At 70.8% G+C, this 10,931-nt stretch carries 14 protein-coding genes; 11 read left to right on the top strand and 3 right to left on the bottom strand.

The window, feature by feature from the left end; all coding sequences use genetic code 11:
- Positions 1-19: 19 nt before the first annotated feature.
- A complete protein-coding gene (locus D9C15_RS01630) occupies positions 20-454 on the top strand; it encodes a hypothetical protein (protein WP_127995678.1) in 435 nt (144 codons plus the stop codon).
- A 319-nt stretch (positions 455-773) separates the two neighbouring features.
- Here D9C15_RS01630 and D9C15_RS01625 read toward each other — a convergent pair whose 3' ends face one another.
- Both D9C15_RS01625 and D9C15_RS01620 read right to left on the bottom strand, forming a co-directional pair.
- Positions 774-1,160 (bottom strand): type II toxin-antitoxin system VapC family toxin, encoded by a 387-nt coding sequence (locus D9C15_RS01625; RefSeq protein ID WP_127995677.1) that lies wholly within the window; start codon positions 1,158-1,160, stop codon positions 774-776.
- A 13-nt stretch (positions 1,161-1,173) separates the two neighbouring features.
- Positions 1,174-1,437, bottom strand: a complete 264-nt coding sequence (locus D9C15_RS01620) for a hypothetical protein (RefSeq protein WP_127995676.1) — start codon at positions 1,435-1,437, stop codon at positions 1,174-1,176.
- Positions 1,438-1,657: 220 nt separating this feature from the next.
- Between D9C15_RS01620 and D9C15_RS01615 the strand changes: the two genes are divergently transcribed.
- A complete protein-coding gene (locus tag D9C15_RS01615; protein ID WP_127995675.1) occupies positions 1,658-2,575 on the top strand; it encodes an REP-associated tyrosine transposase in 918 nt (305 codons plus the stop codon).
- 74 nt (positions 2,576-2,649) lie between these two features.
- Here the strand turns inward: D9C15_RS01615 and D9C15_RS01610 are convergent, their stop codons facing one another.
- Positions 2,650-2,901 (bottom strand): hypothetical protein, encoded by a 252-nt coding sequence (locus D9C15_RS01610; RefSeq protein WP_127995674.1) that lies wholly within the window; start codon positions 2,899-2,901, stop codon positions 2,650-2,652.
- A gap of 101 nt (positions 2,902-3,002) precedes the next feature.
- Between D9C15_RS01610 and D9C15_RS01605 the strand changes: the two genes are divergently transcribed.
- From D9C15_RS01605 to D9C15_RS01565, 9 genes are read left to right on the top strand one after another with little or no spacing between them, the layout of a single operon-like run.
- The gene (locus tag D9C15_RS01605) at positions 3,003-3,548 is read left to right on the top strand and encodes a hypothetical protein (protein ID WP_127995673.1); all 546 of its coding nucleotides are present in this window, start codon (positions 3,003-3,005) and stop codon (positions 3,546-3,548) included.
- Between the two features lie 40 nt (positions 3,549-3,588).
- Positions 3,589-4,101 (top strand): hypothetical protein, encoded by a 513-nt coding sequence (locus D9C15_RS01600; protein ID WP_127995672.1) that lies wholly within the window; start codon positions 3,589-3,591, stop codon positions 4,099-4,101.
- On the top strand, positions 4,098-6,386 hold the full coding sequence (locus D9C15_RS01595) for a secretin GspD/PilQ domain-containing protein (protein ID WP_127995671.1): 2,289 nt from the start codon (positions 4,098-4,100) through the stop codon (positions 6,384-6,386). The genes D9C15_RS01600 and D9C15_RS01595 overlap by 4 nt, the downstream gene beginning before the upstream one ends.
- Positions 6,386-6,850, top strand: a complete 465-nt coding sequence (locus D9C15_RS01590; protein ID WP_127995670.1) for a prepilin-type N-terminal cleavage/methylation domain-containing protein — start codon at positions 6,386-6,388, stop codon at positions 6,848-6,850. The genes D9C15_RS01595 and D9C15_RS01590 overlap by 1 nt, the downstream gene beginning before the upstream one ends.
- The gene (locus D9C15_RS01585) at positions 6,850-7,227 is read left to right on the top strand and encodes a type II secretion system protein (RefSeq protein WP_127995669.1); all 378 of its coding nucleotides are present in this window, start codon (positions 6,850-6,852) and stop codon (positions 7,225-7,227) included. The genes D9C15_RS01590 and D9C15_RS01585 overlap by 1 nt, the downstream gene beginning before the upstream one ends.
- Entirely contained in the window at positions 7,214-7,693 is a 480-nt protein-coding gene (locus D9C15_RS01580; RefSeq protein WP_127995668.1) for a type II secretion system protein, read from the top strand. Before D9C15_RS01585 ends, D9C15_RS01580 begins: the two co-directional genes overlap by 14 nt.
- On the top strand, positions 7,690-8,106 hold the full coding sequence (gene gspG / locus D9C15_RS01575; protein ID WP_127995667.1) for a type II secretion system major pseudopilin GspG: 417 nt from the start codon (positions 7,690-7,692) through the stop codon (positions 8,104-8,106). The genes D9C15_RS01580 and gspG overlap by 4 nt, the downstream gene beginning before the upstream one ends.
- 9 nt (positions 8,107-8,115) lie before the next feature.
- Complete coding sequence (locus D9C15_RS01570) at positions 8,116-9,309, top strand: type II secretion system F family protein (RefSeq protein WP_127995666.1); 1,194 nt, start codon at positions 8,116-8,118, stop codon at positions 9,307-9,309.
- On the top strand, positions 9,306-10,925 hold the full coding sequence (locus D9C15_RS01565; RefSeq protein ID WP_127995665.1) for a GspE/PulE family protein: 1,620 nt from the start codon (positions 9,306-9,308) through the stop codon (positions 10,923-10,925). Before D9C15_RS01570 ends, D9C15_RS01565 begins: the two co-directional genes overlap by 4 nt.
- The last annotated feature ends 6 nt before the right edge of the window (positions 10,926-10,931 follow it).

Below are 10,931 nucleotides of genomic sequence, written 5' to 3'. Positions count from 1 at the left end.
GAGAAGTCGGGGTCAGGTCTTGCATTCCAGCATCCCCGCAGATGACGAGCAAAGAAGCCAGGGGCAGGTCTTGCATCTCGCACAAGCCAAACGGGAGGATTCGATGATGAGACGAAGGAAGAACAGGATTGCCTGCGCGGCTCTCCTGGCAGCGTTGAGCGGCTTTGCGCCGCACGCTTTCGCGGACTGCTCGGCGACTGCCTGCAAGGGCATCGTGGAGAAGATCTTCACCCGTGCTGACGGCATGACATTCTTCAAGATCGCAGGTGATCGCTCGCTCGTGAACTGCACGCTTAACAGCAACGTGTATTTCACTTTGCCGGGCGATGCACCGGGAGCCCGAAACATTCTTGCCCTGGCCATCGCTGCGCAGTCTGCCGGCCGCGAGCTGACCGTTCGCATTGTCGAGGGCTCCACAGGGTGCACGGTGTCGTTTGCGACGCTGGACTCGTGAATGTGGGCGCTCGTGGCGCGGCGTTGGGGTCCTGGCTGCCGCGTCGCGTGGAGTTCGGAGTCAGGGCCTGCATTCCGGCGTTCCCTGCAGACGCCGAGGATCCAAGACCTTGAGCAGCCAGGACAGTTGGGTCGATTGAGAAGAACGGCGAGTTCACGGAGGGCCAATGTCGAGACCATTCCGAATCGGCTGGGCAAGAGGGCGGTGTCAGGCCACGCTGTGCGGCGACCGGCGTGAGATCGTCGTCGAGCAGAGAGCGGCGGTCGTGGCGAAGGGGGCGTCATTCGACAGCAACGCCAGAGGCCGGATCGCCCTTGCCTCAGGGCTCGAACACCTCGATGGCGAGGCCGTCGACGGCGCCGAAATGCTTGACGTTGGACGTGATGAGCGTGGCCTGGTGCTCGATGGCCGTGGCGCCGATGAGCGCATCGGCCAGGCGCATGCCGTGGGACAAGGCCAGGCGGTCGATCAGCTCGGCCGCACGCTCGCTGATGGCCTGCGTGATCGGCACGATCTCGGTATGCCGCGCGGCGAGCCCCTTCTTCAATCGCGCGAGTTCGGCCTTGTCGCGGCAGCCCTGGGCAAGCTCGATGTACGTGACCACGGAGATGCGCCAGAAGTCCAGCGCATGCAGTCGGGCGGCTGCGCCCAGGTGCCCGCGTGTGAGCCACACCAGCACATCGGAATCGATCAGCGTCGATGCCATCGGACCTCGGGCCTCACTTGTTGCGTGAGCCGTCGTCCTCGAAACGCGAGGCGCGGATCCGGCGCACATAGCCCGGCACATCGGCCATGTCTTCGCGATCGCGCCACATGCCGAAGAGCGGATCGTCGGCAAACTGTTCGGCCGATGCGCCCGGGGCGGCCTGGGCCTCTTCCTCGATGCGCACCGTCACCAGCGCATTCCCGGCCTTGGCGAGCCGGGCGCGCCATTTCTCCGGCAGCTCGGCCACCGGCACATGTTCGAACACCACTGCGCCCATCGCGGATCCCTTCGTCTTCAGCCGCCCCGCCGATGCATGCCCGCCACCGCTGCAGGCCCGACGGCACTGCATTGCCGGGCCAGCAGCCATCTCCGCCGAGGCTGTGTCCAACAATACCACTTGCGCTGCGCGGGAGGGATAAGGCGGCCAGCGGCCGAACACGGGGCCCCCAGGGGCTGCCGCGGGGCCGCGTCAGCGGCGTCCAGGCGCCTGGGCGAGCATGGCTCGGCCACTGAGGCTGGAGTGGCCGGGTGCGCTGTACCACGTCACCTCGCGCGGAGACCGGCGTGAGCCGATCGTCGAGGACGATGACGATCGCCAGTCCTGGGTGGCGCTGCTCGGCGAGGCGTGCGCGCGGTTCGGCTGGCGGGTGCATGCCTGGTGCCTGATGACGAACCACTACCACCTGCTGCTGGAAACGCCGCACGGCCGGCTCGCGGAAGGAATGCGGCATCTGAACGGCGTGTGGTCGCAACGCTTCAACCGGCGCCATGGGCGCGTGGGTCATGTGTTCCAGGGGCGCTACACGGCCATCATGGTGGAGAAGGAGTCGTACTTGCTGGAACTGTCTCGCTACGTGGTGTTGAACCCGGTGCGCGCCCGCATGGTGGCCGACGCGGCGGATTACCCCTGGAGCAGCCACACCGCGATGCTGGCGCGCAGCGATCGTTTTCCTCCCGCTCCGCAGCCCGCCTGGCTGGAAACCGATGTGGTGCTGAAGCAGTTCGGCCCCACGCGGCGCCGGGCCGTGGCCGCCTACGTGGACTTCGTGCGCGCCGGCGTCGGGCTGCCCAGTGTGTGGGACGCTTTGCGCGGGCAGGTCTTCCTGGGTTCCGACGAGTTCGTCCAGCGGATGACGGCAGCGCTGGACGCCGACGACCCCCAGCTGCGCGACGTGCCGCGCCTGCAACGGCGCCCGCCCCCGCGCGGCCTGCGGGCTTTGTGCGCTCAGACGCTCCCTGGCTCCGGCGCCACACCGGACCGGCGCGCGCAACGCGATGCGGCCATGGCGGCAGCGTACGCCACCGGGCACCACACCCTGCGCGCGATTGCGGACGCCTTCGGCGTGCACGAGGCCACCGTGAGCCGCGCGCTGCGCCGTCAGCCAATCGGGCGCCAGACACGGGGCGGCGAATGAAGCGGGGCCTTGCGCTGCGATGCCCGCCGGCGAGCTGGTCGCCCGGTTTCGGGTGGGGGTTCTTGCCGAGCGGGCTACACCGTCTCGCGCAGCTCGAGCCGGCGCTCGATCTTCTCGACACGGTCACTCAGCCCGTCGATTCTTGCGTTGACCCCGGCGATGTCCTCATGCACGAAGGCGATGCTCTTGTGCATCTGGACGACCTGGTTCTCGAGCGACGCCAGACGCGCCTTCACGTCGCGCAGTTCGCGCCGAACGTCCCCCAGGTCGGCACGAATGGCCTTCAGGTGCTCGGGGATCAGACTTTCGGTGGCGACGCTGCTCATGACATGCCGCTCGGTATGGGGCGAATGATAGCTGCCGCCAGTGTTCAGCAACGCAGCCGGAGTGCCCGCAATCCGACCATGTGTGCAAAGGGCGGCACGCCGTGAAGATGCCCTTTCTTGCCGCCGCACGCCCGGCCGCATGGCCCTGGCGGGCCGCCTGCGCTGTCGCCGCTCTCGCGGCCGCCGCCGCCATGGCGTGGAACTGGCAGGCTCATCGCAGTCTAGGGCGCATCCAGGCCCAACTGGCCGCAGCGCCGCTGCCGGATGCCGCGCCGCCTGTGGCGCCGGCGGTGCAGGACGAGCCCGCGGACTTCGCGCGCAGCCTGCCTGAAACCGCTGCGGTCGATGCCGTCGTGCGCGAGCTGCAGCGCCTGCAGGGTGCCGGAGGAGCCGCAGTGGTGTCGGTGGACGCGGCGCAGCGCCTGGCCACGCCGGCCAGCCTGGGGCGCGTCGAGCTGGCCGTGCAGCTGCGCGGGGACTACGCGTCGATCAAGTCCACGCTGTCGGCGCTGCTCGACCGCTACCCCCAATGGCTGCTGATGCAACGCCTGAGCCTGCGCCGCGGTGGCGCGCCGACGCAGCTGGAGGCGTCGGTGGCCTTGACCTTGCTGAGCCGGCCCGCCGCCGTGCCGGCAGCAGGCCGCTGACGCCCAACCGCCCTTCGTGATGCGACAGAGTCTTCGCTGGATGCTGGCTGCAACGGTTGTGCTGTCGGCCATCGCGCTCTGGGTGCCCGAGGAGCCGCCGGCGGGTCCTGGGTACGCACCGAGCGAACTGGCGGCGATGGCGCCTCGTTCGCCGGCCGGCGAGCCGGGCCGCGCGGACATGCTCCCCGCCAAGCTGCCAGCCCAGCGCCTCGAGCCCGCGCGCTTCGACCCGTTCGTCGGGGTCGCCCCGCCACCGCCCGAGCCCCCCCCGGCGCCGCGGCCGGTGGCCGCCGCTCCGCCGGCGCCCCCCCCGGCGCCGGAGGCGCCCGTGCTCGCGTATCGTTATCTGGGCCGCATGACGGACCCGACGGGCCAGCAGCATGTCTACCTCGCCAAGGCCGACGCCGTCGTGGTTGTGACCGTCGGCATGCGGCTGGAGGAGGGCTACATGGTGGAAGCGATCGGGCCCTCCGAAATCCGGCTGCACTATCCGCCGCTCGGCGCCCACGCCGCGATCCCCGTTCCGCCCGAAGCAGAGCCGTCCTCCCGATGAAGCCCCTAATCATCACCGGCCGCGGCGTGCGATTGGCAAGGCTGCTGCTGGCCACGTCCGTGTTGCTGCTGGCGGCCGGCTGCGCCCAGCAGCGCATCCGAGACGAGGCGCAGCAGGCGCTGCGTTCGGGCGAGTACGAGCAGGCCGTGCGCACCCTCGAGGGCGGGTTGAAGGATCATCCGGACAGTGCCTTGCTGCGCAGCGGCCTGATCCAGGCGCGTGGCGAGGCACTCGGCCGGCTGGTGGCCGAGGCGGCCGCCGCCCGTGCGGCCGGCCGCTACGACGAGGCCCGTGCGCTGCTCGATCGGGCGCGCAACCTGGACCCCAGGAATGCCCGGGTCGGTGCGCAACTGGCCGATCTGGCCACCGAGCAGCGTCAGCAGGCCGCGCTGGCCGAGGCCGAGGCGCTGCTCGCGAAGGGCCGCGCCGAGCCGGCCCTGCGCGCCATCGAAGCGGCGCTCAAGGACAACCCGCGCCACGCCGGGCTGCTGGCCCTGCAGCGGCGCATCGAGATCGAGCTGCGCCAGACGCGCGTGCGCGCCGCGCAGGCCGCGCTGGCGGAAACGCGGCCGATCTCGCTGGACTTCCGCGACGCGAGCCTGCGCACCGTGCTCGACGTGGTGTCGCGCAACAGCGGCATCAACTTCGTGCTTGACCGCGACATCCGCGCCGAGGCGCGCATCACCGTCTTTCTGCGCCAGACGCGCGTGGAGGACGCGCTGGAGCTGATCACCAGCACGAACCAGCTGGCGAAGAAGGTGCTGGATCCGCAGACCATCCTGATCTACCCCAACACGCCGGAGAAGCAGCGCGAGCACCAGGAGCAGGTGGTGCGCGTGTTCTACCTCGCCAGCGCCGAGGCCAAGGGCGCTGCGGCCTTTCTGCGCGCGATGCTGAAGATCCGCGAGCCCTTTGTCGACGAGCGCAGCAACATGCTCTCGCTGCGCGACACGGCCGAGAACATCCAGCTCGCGGAACGGCTGATCGCGCTGTACGACGCCGGCGAGCCGGAGGTGCTGCTCGAGGTGGAGGTGCTCGAGATCAGCTCGACGCGGCTCACCGAACTCGGCATCAAGTACCCGGATTCGTTCTCGCTGACGCCGCTTGCGCCGGACGGCGGTGACGACCTGACGCTGGGCAACATCCGCGGCCTGAACCGCGACCGCCTTGCGCTCGGCATCGGCGGGCTGCTGGTGAACCTGAAGCGCCAGGTGGGTGACTTCACGACGCTGGCCAACCCGCGCATCCGCGCGCGCAACAAGGAGAAGGCCAAGATCCTGATCGGCGACAAGATCCCGGTGATCACCACGACGACGGGCACCGGCAACTTCGTTTCCGAGAGCGTCAGCTACCTCGACGTGGGCCTGAAGCTCGACGTCGAGCCCACCGTCTACGCGGACGACGAGGTGGCGATCCGCATCGCGCTCGAAGTCAGCGCCTTGGGCTCGGCGGTGAAGACGTCCACCGGCTCGATCGCCTATCAGATCGGCACACGCAATGCGAACACGATGCTGCGCCTGCGCGACGGCGAGACGCAGCTGCTGGCCGGCCTGATCAGCCGCGACGACCGCAGCAGCGCGAGCCGCGTGCCCGGCATCGGCGACCTGCCTGTGCTCGGCCGGCTGTTCTCCAGCCAGCTCGACAACGGCCAGCGGACCGAGCTGGTGCTCGCGATCACGCCGCGCGTGCTGCGCAACATCCGCCGGCCCGACGCGAACGAGACCGAGCTGTGGGTCGGCACCGACGCGCAGCCGCGGCTGCGCCTGCCGGTGCTGGCCAAGGCGGCCGAGGCCGCGCCGGTTGCGGCCGCGCCGGCGGCCTCGGCCGCAGCGCGGGCCGGCGAGGAGCGCCGCGAGCCGACGCCGGCGCCGGCGACGCTGGCGTTCCGCTGGCTCGGCCCGGCCGAGGTGAAGATCGGCGACACGGTCGAGCTGAAGCTGGACCTGAACACCGTGGCCAGCTTGCGCGGCATGCCGCTGACGATCGGCTACGACAGGGCGCGCCTGGAGTGGCAGGACGCTGCCGAGGGCGAGTTCTTCCGCCGCGACGGCGCGACGACGAGCTTCTCGCACAACGTCGAGTCGGCGGCCGGTCGGGCGCGCATCGGCGTGCTGCGCAATCAGGCCACCGGCGCAAGCGGCCAGGGTACGCTGCTGACGCTGAAGTTCAGGGCGCTGGCCGCCGGCCCCGCCGAAGTGCGGCTCGATCAGGCGCAGCCGATCGGGCTGGGTGCCGTGACGCCGTCTCCCGCGCCCACGGCGCCCTGGACGGTGCAGGTGCGTTGATGCGCGGCTACACCTTGGTCGAACTGCTGGTCGTGCTGGCGGTGCTGGGCTTGCTCGCGACGATGGCGATGCCGCTGGCCGAGCTGACGGTGCAGCGCGAAAAGGAGCGCGAGCTGAAGCGCGCGTTGTGGGAGATTCGCGACGCAATCGATGCCTACCAGCGTGCGCGCGCGGCCGGTGCAATCGCCGCCGAGCCGGGTCGCTCGCAGTACCCGCCGGACCTGCTCGCCCTCACACAAGCCTGGCCCGATGCCCGCGCCGAGCGGCGCAGCGAGGTGCTGCGCTTCCTGCGCCGTGTGCCGCGCGATCCCTTCGCCGACCCGGCGCTGCCGCCCGAGGCGAGCTGGGGCTTGCGCAGCTACCTGTCCGATGCCGAGCGCCCGCAGCCCGGCGCCGATGTCTACGACGTCTACTCGCGTTCGGCCCGCCCCGGCTTGAACGGCGTGCCGCTGAAGGACTGGTGATGACCGGACGCAGCGTGGGTTTCACGGTGATCGAGCTGCTGGTGGTACTGGCGGCGATTGCGCTGCTGCTCGCGGTGGCGGCGCCGCGCTACGTGCAGCACCTGGACCAGGCGCGCGATGTGGCGCTGAAGCAGAACCTGCACCAGGTGCGCGACGCCATCGACAAGTTCTATGCCGACCAGGCGCGTTACCCGGCGGCGCTGGAGGAACTGGTGGCGCGACGCTACCTGCGCAGCCTGCCGATCGACCCGGTCACGCAGCGCAGCGACAGCTGGGTGATCGTACCGCCGCCGGCCACGGCCACCGGCGCGGTCGCCGACATCCGCAGCGGCGCGCCCGGCCAGGCGCACGACGGGAGCGCGTATGCGGCGTGGTGAGCAGCGTGGACGGGCACAGCGCGGCTACACCTTCGTCGCGGTGCTGCTGCTGCTCGCGCTGGTCTCGCTCGGGCTCTCGATGGCCGGGCCGCTGTGGTCGCAACAGGCGCAGCGCGACCGCGAGCGCGAGTTGCTGCGCATCGGCACGCTCTACGCGCAGGCGATCGAGCGCTACCGCGACCTGTCACCCGGCAGCCTGAGGCAATACCCGCCGTCGCTGGACGTGCTGCTCCTGGACACGCGTTTCGTCGGTACTCAGCGCCATCTGCGCAAGGCCTATGGCGACCCGGTGAATCCCGGCGCCGGCTGGGGGCTGCTGCGCGACCAGCAGGGCGGCATCGTCGGCGTGCACAGCCTCAGCCAGGCTGCGCCGCTCGCCCAAGGTGCCGTCGTGCTGGACGACCGGGTGCTGCCGCCCGCCATGCGCTATTCGGACTGGAAGTTCATCGCCAAGGGCGCGACATGACCCATCGCCAACCGTCACGCGGCTTCACGCTGCTGGAACTGCTCGTCGTCATCTTGATCATCGGCCTGTTGACCGGGATCGTCGCGCCGAGGTTCCTCGGCCAGATCGCCCGTTCGGAAACCACCGCGGCAAAGGCACAGATCGACGCGCTGGACAAGGCGCTGCAGGCCTACCGCATCGACATGGGGCATTTTCCGAGCGAGGGCGACGGGCTGCGCGCGCTGGTGACGGCGCCGCCCAACGAGCCACGCTGGCGCGGCCCTTACCTGAAGGACCAGGTTCCGCTCGACCCCTGGGGCAGCCCCTACCAGTACCGCATCCCGAGCAGCCGCGGCAAGGACTACGACCTGTTCAGCCCCGGGCGCGACCGCGTGGCCGGCGGCTCGGGCGACGACGCCGACATCAGCAACTGATTGATCGCCATGCAGTACACCGTGCGCTGGTTCGATGCCGCTGCGGCAGTGGTCAGGCAGGAATCCGCCGACGCGGCAAGCGCGCAGGAAGCGGCGGGGCGTTTCGAAGCCGCGGGCCGCGTGGTGCTGTCGGTGGAGCGGGCGGCTCAGGCCGCGCGCGCGCCGCGCCTTAGGCGCAGCGAACTGGACGTGGCCTGGTGGTGCCGCGAACTGCGCACGCTGCTGGCCGCCGGCATGACGGTGGTGGAGGCGCTCGAGACCTTGCAGGCGCAGCCGCTCGGCCGCGCGCGCGCCGAGGTGCACGCGCTGCTGGTCGAACAGTTGCATCAGGGGCGGGCGCTGTCCGCCGCGATGCAGCATGCGGCGGTGTTCCCCGCAGTGCTGGTGGCCGGGGTACGCGCCGGCGAGCGCACCAGCGGCCTGGTGGCGGCGCTGGACGACTACCTGCGCTACCACGAGCTGCTCGAGCGGCTGCGCAGGCAGCTGCTCGGCGCGGCGATCTACCCGGCCGTCGTCGTGGCGCTGGGTGCGGTGATCACGCTGTTCCTGCTGCTCTTCGTGATGCCGCGCTTTGCCGGGATGTACGGCGAGCTGCACGGCCCGGTGAGCGCTGCGACGCGGACCATGGTGGCGCTGAGCCGCACGCTGGCCGCGCACGGCGGCACGGTCGCGCTCGCGCTGGCCGGCGCGGCGGCGGCGCTGGCCGCGGCCTGGCGCGCCGGCCTCGTGGCCCGCTGGGCCATCCGGGCCGCCGAGGCGGTGCCGCCCTTGCGGCGCCAGTTCGACGAGTTCCGCCTCGCCAAGCTGTACCAGTCGCTCGCGCTGATGTTCCGTGGCGGCTACGCGCTCGACGATGCGCTCGGCCACTGCGCGGCGCTCGGGCTGGGCGGCGGACTCGCCGATCGCGTCGAGCGTGCGCAGCGGGCGCTGGCGACGGGCCGGCCGGTTTCCGCCGCGTTCGGGGAGGCCGACCTCACCGACAGCGTCACGCAGCGGCTGCTCGCCGTCGGCGAGCGCAGCGGCAGCTTCGACCGGGTGCTGCAGACAATCGCCGAGCGCCACGCCGGCAACTTCGGCACCTTCATCGAGCGTGCCACCCGCATCGTCGAGCCGGCGCTGCTGCTGGCAGTGTCGCTGCTGGTCGGCGGAATCGTCGTTGCGATGTACATGCCGGTGTTCGACATCGCGAGCAGCATCCGATGAACGCGCGGGCGGACGAGGCCGGCCGTATCGTCGCGGCCATCCAGTCGGCGCGCCGGCTTCACCAGGCCGGCGGTGGCAGCGTGCTCGACATCCTGCTGCGCTCGACCGGCCTGCCGGCACCCGAGCTGACCGTGCAGCTCGGGCGCCATGCCGGCGTCGAGGTGGTGCATGACGCCGACGGCCTGGTGCCGGACTTCGCGCGCCTGGATCTGCAGGCGGCCCGTGCAATCGGCTGCGTGCCGCTGCGGGGCGCCGGACAGGCGACGCTGCGCCTGGCCATGGCCGACCCCTGGGACGACGAGCGTGTGCGCCGCGCCAGCCTGGCGCTTGGGGCTACGCCGGTGCTCGCAGCGGCACCCGCGACGCTGCTCGAACGCTGGCTGGGTGCCTCGAGCGGCCGTGTCGACGGCGATCGGCCGCCGGCCGCCGGGTCGCCGATCGGCGGACCGGTGGTCGACTTCGTCGACGCCGCGGTGCGCTCCGCCTTCCAGCAAGGGGCGAGCGACATCCACTTCGAGTGTGACCGCAGCGGCGTGGCCGTGAAGTTCCGGCAGGACGGCGTGATGACCCGCTTCGCGCGCATGGAGGATCCGCACCGCGCCGAGGAGGTGATCTCGCGCATCAAGGTGCTGGCCCAGCTCGACATCACCGAGCGGCGCACGCCGCAGGATGGGCGCTTCCGCTTCCCGATCGGGGAGGGCGGCATCGACCTGCGAGTCTCGATCATGCCCAGCGTGTTCGGCGAAGACGCGGTGCTGCGCCTGCTCGACAAGGCGCAGCTGCGCGGGCGCGACGCCGCGGTCTCGCTCGATCTGCTCGGTTTCGACGCGCCGAGTGCCGCGCGCATCCGCGACCTGGCCGAGCGTCCGCACGGCATGCTGCTCGTCACCGGACCCACCGGCAGCGGCAAGACGACCACGGTATACGCCGTGCTGTCGGAGTTCAACTCGGGGCTCGAGAAGATCATCACGATCGAGGATCCGGTGGAGTACGAGCTGCCGGGCGTGCTGCAGATCCCGGTCAACGAGCGCAAGGGCCTGACCTTCGCGAAGGGCCTGCGCTCGATCCTGCGTCACGACCCGGACCGCATCCTGGTCGGTGAGATACGCGATGCGGAGACGGCCGAGATCGCCGTGCAGTCGGCGTTGACCGGGCACCAGGTCTTCACGACCGTGCACGCGAACAGCGTGTTCGACGTGATCGGGCGCTTTCGCCACTTCGGGTTGGACATGTTCGGCTTCATGTCGTCGCTCAACGGTGTGGTCGTGCAGAGGCTGGTGCGGCGGCTGTGCAGCGCGTGCGCGGGGCACCGCGAGGCGAGTGCCCACGAGCAGCACTGGCTGCATGCACTCGACATGGCGGACCAGGAGGTTCCGCACGCGCGCGGCTGTGCGGCCTGCCACGGAAGCGGCTACCGCGGCCGCGTGGTGATCGCCGAGGTGCACGGCATCGACGACAGGTTCCGCGATCTGGCCACCTCCGGCGCGCCGGTGTCGGCGCTGCGCGAGCATGTTCGCGCGTCTGGCGTCCCATCGCTTTCGACACGCGCCGCCGCGATGATGCGGGAGGGGCTCACTACAACCGAGGAGATCAAGCGTGTGGTGGGCTGGGACTAGGCCGTA

This window comes from Piscinibacter defluvii, assembly GCF_004011805.1.
Classification (GTDB): Bacteria; Pseudomonadota; Gammaproteobacteria; order Burkholderiales; family Burkholderiaceae_C; genus Piscinibacter; species Piscinibacter defluvii.
This window is presented reverse-complemented; position numbering and strand designations above follow the sequence as displayed.

Excerpts from the sequence above, each read along its gene's own strand:
- D9C15_RS01580 (WP_127995668.1), top strand. The coding sequence starts at position 7,214 with ATGCGGCGTGGTGAGCAGCGTGGACGGGCACAGCGCGGCTACACCTTC.
- D9C15_RS01565 (WP_127995665.1), top strand. The coding sequence starts at position 9,306 with ATGAACGCGCGGGCGGACGAGGCCGGCCGTATCGTCGCGGCCATCCAG.
- D9C15_RS01625 (WP_127995677.1), bottom strand. The coding sequence starts at position 1,160 with ATGGCATCGACGCTGATCGATTCCGATGTGCTGGTGTGGCTCACACGC.
- D9C15_RS01570 (WP_127995666.1), top strand. The coding sequence starts at position 8,116 with ATGCAGTACACCGTGCGCTGGTTCGATGCCGCTGCGGCAGTGGTCAGG.
- D9C15_RS01620 (WP_127995676.1), bottom strand. The coding sequence starts at position 1,437 with ATGGGCGCAGTGGTGTTCGAACATGTGCCGGTGGCCGAGCTGCCGGAG.
- D9C15_RS01585 (WP_127995669.1), top strand. The coding sequence starts at position 6,850 with ATGACCGGACGCAGCGTGGGTTTCACGGTGATCGAGCTGCTGGTGGTA.
- gspG (WP_127995667.1), top strand. The coding sequence starts at position 7,690 with ATGACCCATCGCCAACCGTCACGCGGCTTCACGCTGCTGGAACTGCTC.
- D9C15_RS01600 (WP_127995672.1), top strand. The coding sequence starts at position 3,589 with ATGCTGGCTGCAACGGTTGTGCTGTCGGCCATCGCGCTCTGGGTGCCC.
- D9C15_RS01610 (WP_127995674.1), bottom strand. The coding sequence starts at position 2,901 with ATGAGCAGCGTCGCCACCGAAAGTCTGATCCCCGAGCACCTGAAGGCC.
- D9C15_RS01595 (WP_127995671.1), top strand. The coding sequence starts at position 4,098 with ATGAAGCCCCTAATCATCACCGGCCGCGGCGTGCGATTGGCAAGGCTG.
- D9C15_RS01590 (WP_127995670.1), top strand. The coding sequence starts at position 6,386 with ATGCGCGGCTACACCTTGGTCGAACTGCTGGTCGTGCTGGCGGTGCTG.
- D9C15_RS01615 (WP_127995675.1), top strand. The coding sequence starts at position 1,658 with ATGGCTCGGCCACTGAGGCTGGAGTGGCCGGGTGCGCTGTACCACGTC.